Source organism: Kineobactrum sediminis (genome assembly GCF_002868715.1).
In the GTDB taxonomy this organism is placed as follows: Bacteria; Pseudomonadota; Gammaproteobacteria; order Pseudomonadales; family Halieaceae; genus Kineobactrum; species Kineobactrum sediminis.
The window spans coordinates 486,756-501,974 of sequence record NZ_PKLZ01000001.1; the positions used below are offsets into that span (position 1 = coordinate 486,756).

Sequence of the window (15,219 nt, forward strand, 5' to 3'; positions counted from 1 at the left end):
ACGGCGCCGGTTCAGCGCGCAGCAAACAGATCTTCGCCACGGGCCCAGGTGGCATGGAAACCAAAGGGCACACGGTGAGGCATGACCACGCGAGCCACCGGCCCGGCCTCTATATCGGTGGCATCAAAGACCAGGCAGCGCGATTCCCAGGTGTTACTGTCCGTCACCAGGGTGATCACATAGCCATCATCTTCCGCGGACAGGGCCGTGGCACCGCGGCGAGGCGCGAATACCGCCTCGCTGCCGAAGACCCCTGGGCCATAATCCCACTGCCAGCGCTTGCCGGTATCGTTGTCGTATTTCACCAGGCCTGTGAAACGCAGGGTAAAGCCGCCCTCATGGTGCAGGGGAATACGCTGGTGGTAGGCATAGCGACTCTTGCGGCCGTGGTACAACGGATTGGTTTTATTGAATTCAGTGTTGAGGTCATCAATATCGCCCTCGCGCACCTCGCCTGTGCGCAGGTTGAAACGCCAGCGGTAGTTATTGGCCTCAAGGCGCATATACGCCAGCATCGAGGCCAGTTCGCCCTCCCCGGGCTGGGCATCCGGCATGGGGTTGGTGGAGCGGCAGCCGTCCATGATGACCCAGTCGCCCTCTTCCCAACAATTGCTGGTGTGGAGGATGTAGCAGGGTTCGCACTCGAACCAGCGTACTTCGCTGCCGGCCCCGTGGCGGGGAATAAGGCCAAAGCGGGTGGGAATATCCTTGTGGAAAGTCAGCACCCGGTAGCCGTGCCGGTTCAGCACTTCCATGTCGTGGAAGAAGGGCAGGTCATGGAGGATCGTATAGTGGGTGGTAAAGCCGATATCGTGGGGCAAGCGCGGGCCCGGCAGGTCAATAGCCACCTCGTGCAATAGTTTGCCGTTGGCATCCGCTACGCCATAAGTCATGTAGGGCGGCGTGTCGCCATAATCAAAAAACAGCAGCTCACCGGTAGCGAGATCAACCTTGGAGTGGGCGGACAAACGCCGCTGGCTGCGGCCCTCCAGGTCATAATATCCCTTGGTGGAGAGGTCCGCCGCGTCCATCCGATAGGGATGACCGGCGTTGTACCACAGGCTCATCAGGTCGCCGTTATAGAAGAAAATATCGGTATTGGAGGTATCCTTGATCCCGAACTGGGACAGGGAGTAATCAAAGGGCCCCATGACCCCGGGAGACACCGAGCGACCAGCGGCGTGTTCATCCTGCAGCGCCAGCGTGTTCACATAACGATTGCGGTAGGCCACCTGGCCATCGCGGAAATAAACACCGTGCACCATCCCGTCACCATCAAAGGGGTGATAGCGGTTTTTAGGCTCAAGCAATGGATTGGGACCATTGCGGAAATAGGCGCCCTCCAGGTCGGCGGGCAACTGGCCCTCCACTCGCAAACCCGACACATCCAGCTGGTTCGATGTTGGCGCGTATACACCGTGAAGGTACGGGTTATCGAGGGTATAGATCCACGGCTGGGTGTCGCTGAAATCAGCTGCGCCGCCGATACATTGCTCAACAGACGGATATTCGGTGACCTTGCTCAGGCTTCGCATAGTTCGCTCCCTGGTAATCTGGTTCCACCGCCAAAGCGCTCGGTGCGAGTGGATTTCAGAGGGATTATAGGTACGTAGTATTTTTATGCAAGTATAAAAATACGGCGCAGGACGTATTGAATCCGGATACTTGCCAGTCAGCCGCGGCTTGGGTAAGCTCCCGGTCTGTTTATAAAAGTCACCTGCGAGCCGAAATTGAAATGACTGACCATGACCCACACGGACTTGCGGGAAAAGTGATGATCATCACCGGCGCCGGCAAGGGCCTGGGCCGTGCCTATGCACTGTATCTCGCTGCCCTGGGCGTACGGGTGGTCGTTAACAACCGCAGTCACGCCACCGATAGCGTGCGCAGTGCCGATGCCGTTGTTGCAGAAATCGAGGCCGCGGGCGGGCAGGCAATTGCGGATTACAGCGATGCGGCAGAGCCCGATTGTGGGCAGCGGTTACTGGCGCTGAGCCTGGATCATTTCGGGCAACTCGATGCCGTAATCGCCAATGCCGGCGTATCCGAGGCCACGTCTTTTCACAAACAGTCTCTGGCGGAATTCCGGCGCATTGTTGACATCAACCTCATGGGGACAGCCCACCTGCTACACCCCATTTTCGCGCATTTTTACCGGGAGCGTCGCGGCGCAATCATCGTCAGCAGTTCCGCGGCAGGGCTGTACGGCGAGCATGGCCTGCCGGCCTACTCTGCGTCAAAAGCCGGGTTAATCGGGCTTTGCCAGGCGCTGGCGCTGGAGGGAAGCTCACACGGGGTCCGGGTTAACACCATTGCGCCCTTTGCCGCAACGGCCATGACCGAGCAAAGCCTGTCACCGGCGCTGAAGGAACAGCTCACCAGCGCCGCGGTGGCGCCCGCTGTCGCCTGGCTGGCCAGCGACCAATGCAGCCTGAACGGTGAGACCCTGATTGCCGGGGGCAACCGGCTCAGCCGGGCCAGGCCGCTAATGGCCGCGGGATTGCAGCGGCCACAGGCAATGTCCATGGCGGAAGCCTGGGAGACTCTTGCGGCACAACCTCTCGACCGGGATTTTCGCTCTGCAATAGCCCTGTTTCGGGACTTTATCAAAGGGATGCCACAGTGATGGAGCTTGTCGGCCTGCTTGCCATTAATCTCGGGGTCGCTGTTGCGGCCGCGACCATTCTCTGGCTCGCCAGTATCCCGCTGCGCGATGTCAGTATCATCGACATGTTCTTCGCTCTCATCATTCTGGCGATTACCGGGGTCAGCTTTCTCCTGGCAGACGCCACCGGCCCGCTGCAGTGGCTGCTGCTGACAATGGTGCTGTTATGGGGAGTTCGTATTACCGCCTACCTGATGGCGCGCAACTGGGGTCACGGCGAGGACCCACGCTACACCAGGCTGCGCAGCTGGGTGGACAGTGAGCGCCGCTTTATCTGGCTCAGCCTGCGCAAGGTATTTCTTCTGCAGGCGCTGGTGCTATGGCTGGCATCGCTGCCAGTACAAGTGGGGATGCAGCAGGGCACTGAAGCGCCCGGTTGGCTGGCAATCGCCGGCACAGCCCTGTGGCTGCTCGGCCTGGTGACGGAAACCGTCGCCGACCGGCAACTGCAATATTTCAGGGCGAACCCGAGCAACAAGGGCACAGTGCTGTGCACGGGACTGTGGCGCTATTCCCGCCACCCCAATTATTTCGGCGAACTGTGTGTGTGGTGGGGTATCTGGCTGGTTGCCTGCGAGGTGCCATTTGGCTTTCTGACCATCATCGGACCACTCGCTTACAGTTATCTGATCGTGAATGTCACCGGCCAGCGTACCCTGGACAAGAAACTGGCGCGGGAAAAGCCCGGTTATGCCGAGTACATGGCCACAACCAGCGGCCTGATACCCCTGCCCCGACGCAAATCGCGGTAATGCTCCCACGGTCTGTTGCGAGCGAGGCTGAGCGCCCCAACCTTGCCTGGGACAGAGGGGTGAATTACCATACGGTCTTTTAATACAAGTTACACTGGACTCCCTAGCCATGACGCCAAGCCTCGCTGCCCTTCGCATCCCCGTCTTCCAGGCACCCATGTTCCTGCAGTCCGGTCCCGACATGGTGATTGCCAGCTGTAAGGCCGGGATCGTCGGCACCTTTCCCTCGGTGAATGCCCGCACTACCGACGAACTGGAAAACTGGCTGCAACAGATTACCGCCGCGGTTGGCGGCGAAAAGGACGGCCCCTGGGCCATGAACCTGATGATGCACCGCTCCAATACCCGTCGCTTCGAAGACCTGGCGCTGGCAGTGAAGTATCGCGCACCACTGGTAATCTCGGCTCTGGGTAGCCCGAAAGAGGCCGTTGACGAGGTCCACGGCTACGGCGGCAAGGTCTTCGCCGATGTCATCGACACCCGTTTTGCGCGCAAGGCGATAGAGGCCGGCGTGGATGGCCTGGTACTGGTCGCCGCGGGAGCCGGTGGCCATACCGGGCAACAGTCGGGCTTTGCCTTTGTTGAGGAAGTACGCGAGTTCTGGGACGGTGATATCGTGCTCGGGGGCGGCATCTCCACCGGGCGTGCGGTTCGCGCCGCACAGGTGCTGGGAGCCGATTATGCCTACATGGGTACCCGCTTCATCGCCACGGAAGAAAGCATGGCGGTGCCGGCCTACAAACAAATGGTGGTGGACGCCACCGGCGCCGATATTGTGTGCTCCGACGCCCTCACCGGGGTCAAGGCCAACTGGTTGCGCGCCAGCCTCGTGGAGGCCGGCTATGATCCGGACAATATGCCCGCAGCGGGGGCCGTTGATATTCTCAAGAGCTCCAGCGATGCCAAACGCTGGCGGGATGTGTGGGCCGCGGGACAGGGCGTGGGTGCCATTCATGACATTCTGCCGATCGCAACTCTGGTCGATCGGCTGGAAACCGAATACCGGGCCGCTTGCGCGGAGTAACCGGCGGAGATCAGATCATGCAGACCAGTTCGGAAGCACGTATCAAGGCCATGACCAGCGCCGGTTTCTGGGGCGATGAAACCCTGCACGGCATTCTTGCCGCCCGGGCAGGTGACCACCCGGACCGCACTGCCCTGGTGGACCAGCCCAACAAACAGGAACTGACCGGCCTACCCTGCCGCCGCATCAGTTTTCGCGAGCTGGATTCGCTCAGCGACGCGCTGGCGGCACAATTACTGGCCCGGGGACTGCAGCACGGCGACCGGCTGCTGGTGCAATTACCCAATATCAGCGAGCTGGCTTTGTGCTATTACGCCTGCAGCAAGCTGGGAGTCGTGATATCGCCGCTGGCGGTGCAATACGGCAGCCACGAAATTGCCCGTTTCGCAGCGACCCTGCAGCCGGCGGCAATGATCACGCTCGACGATTTCCGGGGCCAGGCACTCGCTGCCCAGGCGCGCCAGGTACTACCCGACACCCCGGTCTGGTCTCCAGGTGCCGATTTGTATTTTGACCAGTCCGCAGACCGTGGACCGGCCGAGGTACTGGCCCGCTACCGCGAGCAGAATCCCGGGGACGCCAATGACATTCTCACTGTTGTCTGGACCTCCGGCACCACCGGCACCCCCAAAGGTGTACCGCGCTCCCATAACATGTGGCGGGCGATGGCCCGCAACACCATGGCGGCCGGTAACTACCAGCCCGGCGAAACCCTGCTGGTGCCGTTTCCCCTGGTTAACATGGCGGCCCTGGGCGGCTTTTTGTTCCCCTCGGTCATCAACGCCTGCAAACTGGTGCTGCACCAGCCGATGGACCCGCCCATGTTTTTGCGCCAGATCCAGGAAGAGCAGGTCAACTTCACCATTGCCCCACCGGCCCTGCTCAACAAACTGGCCCAGCAGCCGGCCCTGTGGCAGCAGTGTGATTTCAGCAGTGTGCGCGCGTTCGGCTCCGGCTCGGTACCCCTGTCGCCAGCAATGATTGAGGTGATCGAAGGGGAGTACGGCAAGCCCATCATCAATTTTTACGGCTCCAACGAGGGCATCAGCCTGTTCTCCACCCCCGAAACGGCCGCCAGCGCCGAGTATCGTGCCCGCATGTTCCCCCGCTTTGGCGCACCCGATATGCCCTGGACCGGACACTCTCATGCCTCCATTACCACTCGGGTCATTGACCCCGAGTCGGGCGTGGAGATCACCCGGGCCGGCATTCCGGGGGAACTCTGTATTGCTGGCCCGGCTGTATTCGATGGCTACCTGGATCATGATGGCGCCGGTGTTTTTACTGACGACGGCCTGTTTCGCACTGGTGACCTGGTGGAAATCTGCGGCGAACCCGCCCACTACTACCGCATCGTTGGCCGCTGCAAGGACATCATCAATCGCGGCGGCATGAAAATATCCCCGGCGGAACTGGATATTCTGCTGGAGGGCTTTCCGGGACTGGCCGAGGCGGCAGTGTGTGCCTACCCTGACCCACAGCTTGAAGAAAAAATATGCGCCTGCATTGTCCCCGCGGAAGACACAATCGCGCCGGAACTCGGCGCGCTTTGCGCCTGGCTGGAGGATAAGGGCATAGCGAAATTCAAGCTCCCGGAGCGACTGGAGGTGTTTGCCGCACTGCCGCGTAATCCGGTGGGTAAAGTAGTGCGCAGCGAGCTTGCGCAACAGGTCCTGCAACGAGGAATATCAACATGAGCCAGGTGTACATATTGGGCGGCGCCCAAACCGACTTTGCCCGCAACTGGTCGCGGGAAGGACTGGAAATTTATGACCTGTTCGCCGCGGCACTGGCCGATGCCATTACCGACGCCGATATTGATCCGGGGCAAATCGAGGTGGGACACGTGGGTAACTTTGCCGGTGAACTGTTTACCGGCCAGGGCCTGATCAACGGCTTTTTCGGCCAGGTTTACCCGGAGCTGGCAGCGATCCCCACCTCCCGCCACGAGGCCGCCTGCGCCTCGGGCTCCATCGCCATGCTCAGCGCCATGCGCGACATTGAAGCCGGGCATTACGATGTGGCCGGCGTGCTGGGCCTGGAGTTAATGCGCAATGTCAACGGCAAAACCGGGGCGGAGTATCTGGGTGCGGCCGCCTGGCAGGGGCACGAGGCCACCGACTGCGTCTACCCCTGGCCGCACATGTTTGACCGCATCACCCGGGAATATGAGCAGCGCCATGGGATCAGCAGTGAGCACCTGGCGCGTATCGCCGAGATCAATTTCGGCAATGCCAAGGCCAACCCCAGGGCCCAGACCCGCGAGTGGCAATTCCCGCCCGGGTGCTTTACCCAGGATGACAACCTGAACCCGGTGATTGAAGGCCTGGTGCGCAAAATGGATTGCGGGCAGATAACCGATGGTGCCGCCTGCCTCATCCTCGGTAGTGAAAAGGCCGCCTGGCAATATGCTGTTCGCACCGGGAAAAGACTGGCGGATATTCCCCGCATCAAGGGCTGGGGACACCGCTCTGCCCCCATCCTGCTGGAGCGCAAACTGCAGCTCAGCGCCGGCCAGCCGCTGCTGTTTCCGCATGTGCAGATGATGATGCAGGACGCCCTGCAGCGCGGCGGTTTCAACCATATCAGTGACCTGGATGGCCTGGAAACCCACGACTGTTTTTCGGTCACCGAATACATGGCCATAGACCACAGTGGCCTTACCGCGCCAGGAGAGAGCTGGAAAGCCGTGGAAGAGGGCCGCATTACCCGCGATGGTGATTTCCCCATCAATCCCAGCGGGGGCCTCATCGGCCTGGGCCACCCGGTGGGCGCCACCGGGGTGCGTATGGCACTGGATTGTGCCCGCCAGGTGACCGGTCGAGCCGGCGCCTGCCAGCTGCCCGGGGCCGAAAACATGGCGACGTTTAACCTCGGTGGCAGTGCCACCACCTGTGTCAGTCTTATTGTTGGAGTTGGTTCATGAAGTCCGCTTTTATTTATGACGCGTTGCGCAGTCCTCGCGGTCGGGCCAAAGAGGGCGCCAGCCTGAATTCGCTGACCCCGCAGGCATTGCTGCAGCAATTGTACAGCGCGCTTGTCGAGCGCAATCCGCTGGATCCCGCCCAGGTGGATGATGTGATCCTGGGTTGCGTGACCCAGCAGGGTGAACAGGCGGGCAATATCGCCAAGACCTCCACACTTTATGCCGGCTGGCCGGGTAGCGTACCCGGGCTCACCGTAAACCGTTACTGTTCATCCGGCATTGACGCCATCGCCCTGGCCGCCCTGAAGGTGGGCGCGGGCCAGGCCGGGGTGACGGTCGCTGGAGGCATTGAGATGATGTCACGGGTGCCCATGCTGTCAGACCAGGCCCGGGTATTCATGGACCCCGCATTTGCCGCCCGCTGCAAGATGCTGATGATGGGCAATGGGGCCGACCTGATCGCCAGCCTGCACGGCATTACCCGGGAGCAGGCCGATGCCGTGGCTCTTGCCAGCCAGCAACGCGCCGCACACGCCAGCGAGCAGGGCTGGTTCAGCTCCATTGTACCCATCACCCTGGAAGACGGTAGCCGGGTTGACCGGGATGAATGCATCCGCGCGGGCACGACTACAGAACAGCTGGCCGCAATGCCCCCGGCATTTGCCAAGGCAGGTGCTGCCGGCATTGACGCCTTCCAGCAGGCGGGCTACCCGCAGCTTGCGCACATTGACCATATCCACACCGCCGGCAACTCACCGGCGATGGCCGATGGCGCGGCACTGGTACTGGTGGCGGACGAAGCCTGGGGCATCAGCAACGGCGTTAAACCCCGTGCCCGAATCACCGCGACCGCTACTGTAAATGCGGACCCGCTGCAGGTGCTCAGCGGCTGCATTGAAGCCACCCGTAAACTGCTCGCGGACCAGGGCCTCACCAGCACCGACATCGACCTGTTCGAAATTCACGAGGCCTTTGCCGCGATCAGCGTGGTCGCCATGCAGGCACTGGGAATTGACGATAACAAACTCAATGTGAATGGCGGGGTCATCGCCCTGGGCCACCCCATGGGTGCTACCGGCGCGATAATGGCCGGCACCCTGCTGGATGAACTCGAGCGCCGGGACCTGCAGTGGGGCGTGGTCTCCGCGGCTGGCGCCGCGGGCACCGGCAGTGCCTTGTTGCTGGAGCGGCTGGGCTAGCAGGCTATGGTGTAAGCAGGCTATGGCGTCGCGCTGGCGCCAATCAGGCGCCGATCTTGCCGCCATCAATACGAGTGATCACCACCGTGGCCGAGCGCGGCACTGCGCTACCGCCCTGGGGCCAATGACTATCCAGCTTGCCTCGGGCGAAATCTTTCGCCGTCGTGCTACCACCCGGGTGCTGGATATTGATGAATATCGTGGTCTGGTCCGGTGTGGTGACACAACCGGTAATCTCCGCGCCCGCGGGGCCGGTAAAAAAGCGCCGGACTTCGCCGCTATCGGGATCCGCCGCCAGCATCATGTTATTGCCCATTGGCTGGTAGGGCCCCTGGTTCAGTTCCAGGTCAGAGATATCGGTTTGTATCCACAAGCGCCGGTCCGCATCAAACCAGAGGCCGTCGGGATTGGACAGCAGGTTGGCATCGGTCAGTGCCCTGCCCTGAAGATCCCTCCCGGTCTCGGTATCCCCGCCCAGTAAAAACAGCTCCCAGGTAAAACCCATGGCCGCGTGGTCATCCCCTGCTTCGCGCCAGCGCACGATCTGGCCCGCGTGGTTACCGGCCCGGGGGTTGGGTCCACCGGCCTGCTGCTCGGTGCGCCGGGTATTCTTGGTGAGGGTGAAATATACATGGCCGGTGCCGGGATCTATCGCGCCCCACTCCGGGCGATCCATCGGCGTGGCGCCAGCCACGTCGGCCGCGCCACGTGTATTCAGCAGGATATCGGCAAGGGTGGCAAAACCCTTGTCTGCGGTCAGGCCGTTCACCCCCGGAGCCAGTGCCCGCCACTCGCCAGTGCCATCCTCGTTGAAGCGTGCGGCGTACAGGGTACCGTCATCCAGCAGTGAGCCGTCTGCGCTTGCCGGGTGATAGGGCCGGGTGGAGACAAACTTGTAAATATATTCGAACACGGAGTCATCGCCGCTATACAGGACCACCGGCTTGCCTTCCTGCGCGGGGGCAAACACCACGCCCTCGTGGGCAAAGCGGCCCAGGTGGGTGCGCTTGACCGGTACGCTTGCGGGATTGAACGGATCCAGCTCAACCACCCAGCCAAAGCCGTGGGGCTCGTTGCGGTAATCCTGGTGTGGGCTGTTCGCGCGGGGCGTAGCGTCGAAACGGGCATAGATATCCGCCTCCGTACCGGCATTGGCAGCAGCCAGGTGCCAGCGCCAGGCATTCATCGGGCCTACCCCATAACGGGACAGGCTGGCGGGGACGTCGCTGCCCTCGTGCACAAAATAATAGCGCCAGTTTTCCTCACAGGCCAGGTAGGTGCCCCAGGGCGTAACCCCGTGGGAACAATTATTGAGGGTGCCGCGACCAAGAGTGCCTTCCGGGCTGAAACGGGTCTGCAGGCGAGGGTCGCCGCGCAAAGGGCCGCTGAATGCCATCGGCGTCAGCCCGGTGATCCGCCGGTTAAGCGCGTCGCGCACCAGTTCCCAGTGGCCATTTTCACCCCGGCGAATGCGCACGACACTAACGCCGTGGGCATTCATTTCCTTCAATACCTGGCCGGGATCACGACTGCCATCGACCTTTAGCGGCACATCGTAACTGGCCAGCGCAACACCGGCAGCGGCAGCGTGCATCAGCCGGGGCTCGGCATACTCGTGGTTGAGCACCAGCAAACCCTCACTGGAGCTGCCTGCAAGCGGGAAAAAATGCATACCGTCGTGATGGGAGCCCATTTGCGTGGCCTGGTCGGCACCGCTGTTATGCTGGCCAAAGGCCGGATAGTCACCGCTGATCGGCTCACCCCAGGGCAACAGCACCTGTACCCGGTAACCTTCCGGCACCACGGCGGTATCGGCGCGGCTCACCGGAACCGGCTCAAAGCCCAGCAAGTTACTTTTCCGTGGACCCGGCACCCGCGCACCCGCCAGGGCCATACCCGACAGGCCGGCCCCGAACAGGCTGGCCACCGCCAGCCCGATACCACCACGCAGAATGTCGCGCCGCGGGTAGCGGGCGGCGATCACCGCCTGGAAATCGGGCTGGGACACGGGCGCGCGCCGTGGTTCTTCGTTCGCGGCAAATGAAGGGTCGGCGATACCGGGGATAATACGATCGTTCATGTGGAGGCCTGCATCGGTCTTCTGGTTCCCGGCCATTATAAGGATTCCAGGAATGGAGTGCGGAGTCTAATCACTGAAGATGACATTATTAATCGTCGCCCGGCACGAGTTCCTGCTGAGACGCCTGCGCCCCAGGGCCGGTTCCTGTTACACTTGCCGACCATTTCCAGCGCCAGATCAACTTCCGTGACCCAACTCAATCCACGCCAGCGCGAGGCTGTGCGCTATATCGACGGCCCCATGCTGGTACTGGCCGGTGCCGGCAGCGGCAAGACCAGCGTAATCACCCGGAAAATCGCCTATCTGGTGGAACAGTGCGGCATCAAGCCGAAGCATATTGCCGCTGTCACCTTTACCAACAAGGCTGCCCGGGAAATGAAGGAGCGGGTGGGCAAACTGCTCGGCAGTCGCGCCATGGAAGGACTCACGGTAAGCACCTTTCACCAGCTGGGCCTGAAGATCATTCGTGCCGAGAGCAAGACCCTGGGCATGAAAAGAGGATTTTCCATTTTTGATGGCGAGGACACCCGCAACCTGATCAAGGCCCTGCTGATCCAGGAACACGGCGCCGAGGGCGACCAGGCGCCGCTGATCCAGCAGCGGATCTCCAACTGGAAAAATGACCGGGTACTACCCGAGGAGGCCCTGGCCCATGCCAAAAGCCCCGCCGACATGCTCTTTGCCCAGGCCTACAAGCGCTACCGGCAAGCCCTGAAGGCCTATAACGCGCTGGATTTTGATGACCTGATTCTGCTGCCCACCATCCTCTTCGAGCACCAGCCGGACATTCTGGAGAAATGGCAGAACCAGCTGCATTACCTGCTGGTGGACGAATACCAGGACACCAACGCCAGCCAGTACCTGCTGGTCCGGCAACTGGTAGGCTTGCGCGGCGGGCTCACCGTGGTGGGGGATGACGACCAGTCCATTTATGCCTGGCGCGGTGCCCGGCCGGAAAACCTGGCCCTGCTGCAGGAGGATTTCCCGGGTATGCGGGTAGTCAAACTGGAACAGAACTATCGTTCCACGGCGCGCATTCTCAAAGCCGCCAATATCCTGATCGCCAACAATGCGCACGTGTTTGAAAAGCAACTGTGGAGTGAACTGGGCTACGGCGATCAGCTGCGAGCCATTCGCTGCACCGACGAACAGCATGAAGTGGATCAGGTGGTGGCGGAGATCCTGGACCACAAACTGCGCAAGCGTACCCGCTTTGGCGACTATGCCGTGCTGTACCGCGGCAATCACCAGTCGCGGCTGCTGGAACTGGCTTTGCAGCAACAGCAGGTCCCCTATCACCTTAGCGGCGGCACGTCGTTTTTTGCCCGCAACGAGGTCAAGGACATCATGGCCTACCTGCGCCTGCTGGTGAACGAAAATGACGATAACGCTTTTTTACGTATCGCCAATGTACCCCGTCGCAAACTGGGACCCTCCACCCTCGAAGCCCTGGGCAATTACGCCAACAGCAAACACTGCAGCATGAGCCAGGCCCTGCAACATATCGACGGCAGTGTGCTGCCCGAGGCGGGCCTGCGCCGCTTGCGGGAGTTCAACCAGTGGCTCGCCGGCCTGCGCCGCCAGAGTGGGGGCGGCGGCGGTATCACCGCCATACGCCAGCTGATCCGCGATATTGATTACGCCGACTGGCTGCTGCAACTGAGCTCCAGTGAGGATGTTGCCGAACGGCGCATGGGCAATGTCACCTTCCTGGTCGACAGCCTGGAACGGGTAATGCAGGACGACGAACTTGATCTCGATGAAGCCGTGAGCCGCCTGCTGCTGCGGGACATGCTGGAACAACAGGAGGACGAGGACGCCAGCCCCGACAATGTGCAGCTGATGACCCTGCACGCCTCCAAGGGCCTGGAATTCCCCCACGTGTTCATTATCGGCATGGAAGAAAACCTGCTGCCACACCGCGCCAGTATCGAGGAAGACAATATTTCCGAGGAGCGCCGCCTGGCCTATGTCGGCATTACCCGGGCACAGCAGACGCTAACCATGACCATGGCCCTGAAGCGACGCCAGTACGGCGAAATCATCAGCTGCGAACCCAGCCGTTTCCTCGCCGAACTACCGATAGATGACCTGCAGTGGCAGGGCGGCGATGCCGACACCGCCGAGGCCAATGAACAGCGCGCCAGTGAAACCCTGAGCAGCCTGAAGTCCCTGTTCAGCTGAATTCAACCCGCTCCTGGCTTCAAACTGAAAAGGCCCCCATGCCGGTTCCGGCATGGGGGCCTTTTCAGTGGTGCTGTCGCGATGCTATCAGCGGCTGTTCTCGACCATGTAATCAACAGCGGCGATCACCTCATCGTCGGAGCAGTCCATACAACCACCCTTGGCGATCATACCGGTTCCCGCGATACCGTTAACACCCGCGTCATACAAGACATCCATGCCCTTGGCTATACGGTCGGCCCAGGCCTCCACATCACCCACGACCGGTGCCCCGGCCGCGCCGGAGGCATGACAGGCCAGGCAGGCGGCGTTATAAACATCCTCACCCGAGCGAGCCACCGCATCTTCCGCCGCGGCGGCAGGGCCACCGCAGGTGGTGTCACCTTGCAGGCATACTTCGCCGAAGGGCTTGATACGCGCCTCGACTTCCGCGCGCTGTTTGTCGGTCAGGTTGACCGCGCCCGCTGCCATCGCCACACCTAACACCACCATACTTAAAACAATTCGGCTGATCACTACGCTATCCTCTCGGGTTTGGGGGCGCATTATAGCCACTTATGCGCTGCGGGAAAACTCGCCACAATGCCACAAACACCCTAAAGGAACAGATACTGGCCCCGAGAAGGGATTTCCCCGTACCATAGGGCATCCATCCTCTTCGGACTGCCATTATGAAACTGTATACCTTTGACGCCGCCCCGAACGCCCGCCGCCTGCAAATGTTACTGGACTACAAGGGTATCGAGATCGATACCGAGCAGGTGAACATGATGAAGCTGGAGCAGCTGGGAGAAGATTTCCGTCGAATCAACCCTTTGGGCACCGTGCCCGCGCTGGTACTGGACGACGGCACAGTCCTCACGGAAGTGATCGGCGCCTGTGTCTATCTCGAAGAACTGTACCCGGAGCGACCGCTAATGGGCACCGGTGCGCTGCAAAAAGCCCTGGTAATAAGCTGGTGTCATCGGCTCTTCAATACGCTGTTTCACCCGATCGCCGAAGTCTTCCGCAACGGTAACCCGGCCTTTGCCGGCCGCGCGCTGCCCGGCCCGATCAGCCTGGAACAGATACCGGCACTGGTTGAGCGTGGTCGTGCGCGCCTTGAAGGTGGCTGGACCATGGTAGACGCCGCACTGGCAGACAGTAAGTTCCTGGTGAATGACACCTTCTCAATGGCTGATATCGACCTGCTGACCTGCGTCGAGTTTGCCGGCTGGATCAAGGAGGCTGTTCCCGAGAGCTGCAGCAACATTCACGCCTGGCTGCCCCGTGCCAAAGCGGCACTCGCAGGCGACTAACCGACGCGCAGCCGGCGCTGGCTATCACCCGGCTGTGCGTTATTACCGGCGGCAGCGGCCCGGTCGAGCCATTTTTACGAGCTTGGCGGGGCTGCTGTTGCTGCTACTCGCCGGTTGCGGCGGCAAGGGCCCGGACGCGGCGCTGGAAACCTATCTTGAGCGGCTGGCACGCCCGCTGGATACACCGATACCGGAATTGCAGGCGCAAACCGTGCCGCGGATGCCGCCGCGCCGGGAGCTCCAGCTTGAAACCGTGCCGGGAAACCTGGGGGCGCTGGACTTCCTGGCACTGACCGGCTGCGAAGTGCAGATCACCATCGGCAAGCGCAATAGCAGCCTGGGGCTCATGGCAACACCGTCGCAACGCCTGTTACTGGAGCTGGAATTCCTGCAGCTGGCACCGGCGTGTATCACCACGCTGCGCGCCGAGGGTCGCGATGCCCTGGCCAATGACCTGGAACAGGCACGGCGGCAGAAAACGGCGCAGCTGCCGACCTTGATATTCAATGCCACCCTGGCGAGTCACGAGTACCGGAAACTGTGGCAAGTGCCCCCGCTACTGGGAGATTACCCGGCGGCAACCAGCAGTAGCGTGTTCTCGGCACTGGCGGCCATCAATGGCGCCACCGAGCGCTGGCTGGCGGGAGATTACCGGGCGGATAATCTCGACTTCGAAGTTCAGCTGAGCGAAGTGGCCAAGGGGGATGGCGGCGCCCTGCTCAAGGCCCTTGCATTACAGGCGGAATCACTCGAGTCCGGCAACGCTCTGCTGGAGCGGCGCCTGCAACAGGGGCCGCTGTGCAGGGGTGAGTTCCGGCCCGCCGCTGCCGACATCGTACGCACCGTGATTGAGAAGTACTTTGTCGGCGCCATTCAACCATGGTCAGCGGCCCTGGGACGGCGCCAGCACGAGTTGTTGCCGTTGATCAGGGACCTCGAGGATCAGCTGGACAGCGTCATGCCCCCTGCATACCGCGACTGGCAACAGCAACGAAATAGCCGGATCAAGCGCTGGGCCGGCGCGCCGCGCGAGCACGTGGCAACCCTGCAGGATCTGCTAGACTCATGTGAACCGGCGTAAGGTGACAAGC

At 61.6% G+C, this 15,219-nt stretch carries 12 protein-coding genes; 9 read left to right on the plus strand and 3 right to left on the minus strand.

The window, feature by feature from the left end; genetic code table 11:
* Positions 1-11: 11 nt before the first annotated feature.
* A complete protein-coding gene (locus tag CWI75_RS02175) occupies positions 12-1,535 on the minus strand; it encodes a carotenoid oxygenase family protein (RefSeq protein WP_101519813.1) in 1,524 nt (507 codons plus the stop codon).
* 200 nt (positions 1,536-1,735) lie between these two features.
* Here CWI75_RS02175 and CWI75_RS02180 point away from each other — a divergent pair, with 200 nt between their 5' ends.
* The 6 genes from CWI75_RS02180 (at position 1,736) to CWI75_RS02205 (ending at position 8,566) form a co-directional block, all read left to right on the plus strand.
* A complete protein-coding gene (locus CWI75_RS02180) occupies positions 1,736-2,626 on the plus strand; it encodes an SDR family NAD(P)-dependent oxidoreductase (protein ID WP_101519814.1) in 891 nt (296 codons plus the stop codon).
* On the plus strand, positions 2,626-3,417 hold the full coding sequence (locus CWI75_RS02185; RefSeq protein ID WP_101519815.1) for a DUF1295 domain-containing protein: 792 nt from the start codon (positions 2,626-2,628) through the stop codon (positions 3,415-3,417). Before CWI75_RS02180 ends, CWI75_RS02185 begins: the two co-directional genes overlap by 1 nt.
* Before the next feature lie 109 nt (positions 3,418-3,526).
* Entirely contained in the window at positions 3,527-4,441 is a 915-nt protein-coding gene (locus CWI75_RS02190) for an NAD(P)H-dependent flavin oxidoreductase (protein WP_101519816.1), read from the plus strand.
* 17 nt (positions 4,442-4,458) lie between these two features.
* Complete coding sequence (locus CWI75_RS02195) at positions 4,459-6,138, plus strand: class I adenylate-forming enzyme family protein (protein ID WP_101519817.1); 1,680 nt, start codon at positions 4,459-4,461, stop codon at positions 6,136-6,138.
* Positions 6,135-7,367 carry an acetyl-CoA acetyltransferase gene (locus CWI75_RS02200; RefSeq protein WP_101519818.1) on the plus strand — a complete coding sequence of 411 codons (1,233 nt, stop codon included), beginning with the start codon at positions 6,135-6,137 and terminating at the stop codon, positions 7,365-7,367. The genes CWI75_RS02195 and CWI75_RS02200 overlap by 4 nt, the downstream gene beginning before the upstream one ends.
* Positions 7,364-8,566 carry an acetyl-CoA C-acyltransferase gene (locus CWI75_RS02205; protein ID WP_101519819.1) on the plus strand — a complete coding sequence of 401 codons (1,203 nt, stop codon included), beginning with the start codon at positions 7,364-7,366 and terminating at the stop codon, positions 8,564-8,566. Before CWI75_RS02200 ends, CWI75_RS02205 begins: the two co-directional genes overlap by 4 nt.
* A 43-nt stretch (positions 8,567-8,609) precedes the next feature.
* Here CWI75_RS02205 and CWI75_RS02210 read toward each other — a convergent pair whose 3' ends face one another.
* Positions 8,610-10,682, minus strand: coding sequence for a PhoX family protein (locus CWI75_RS02210; RefSeq protein ID WP_206604612.1), 2,073 nt, complete (start codon positions 10,680-10,682; stop codon positions 8,610-8,612).
* Between the two features lie 150 nt (positions 10,683-10,832).
* On the opposite strand from CWI75_RS02210, the gene rep reads away from it, so the two are divergent.
* Positions 10,833-12,830, plus strand: a complete 1,998-nt coding sequence (gene rep, locus CWI75_RS02215; RefSeq protein ID WP_101519820.1) for a DNA helicase Rep — start codon at positions 10,833-10,835, stop codon at positions 12,828-12,830.
* An 87-nt stretch (positions 12,831-12,917) separates the two neighbouring features.
* On the opposite strand, the gene CWI75_RS02220 is transcribed toward rep, so the two are convergent.
* Positions 12,918-13,346, minus strand: coding sequence for a c-type cytochrome (locus tag CWI75_RS02220; protein ID WP_241521039.1), 429 nt, complete (start codon positions 13,344-13,346; stop codon positions 12,918-12,920).
* 155 nt (positions 13,347-13,501) lie between these two features.
* On the opposite strand from CWI75_RS02220, the gene CWI75_RS02225 reads away from it, so the two are divergent.
* Together CWI75_RS02225 and CWI75_RS02230 are read left to right on the plus strand one after the other, a co-directional pair.
* Positions 13,502-14,128 (plus strand): glutathione S-transferase family protein, encoded by a 627-nt coding sequence (locus CWI75_RS02225; RefSeq protein WP_101519822.1) that lies wholly within the window; start codon positions 13,502-13,504, stop codon positions 14,126-14,128.
* The gene (locus CWI75_RS02230) at positions 14,100-15,209 is read left to right on the plus strand and encodes a DUF3080 family protein (protein ID WP_206604613.1); all 1,110 of its coding nucleotides are present in this window, start codon (positions 14,100-14,102) and stop codon (positions 15,207-15,209) included. The genes CWI75_RS02225 and CWI75_RS02230 overlap by 29 nt, the downstream gene beginning before the upstream one ends.
* The last annotated feature ends 10 nt before the right edge of the window (positions 15,210-15,219 follow it).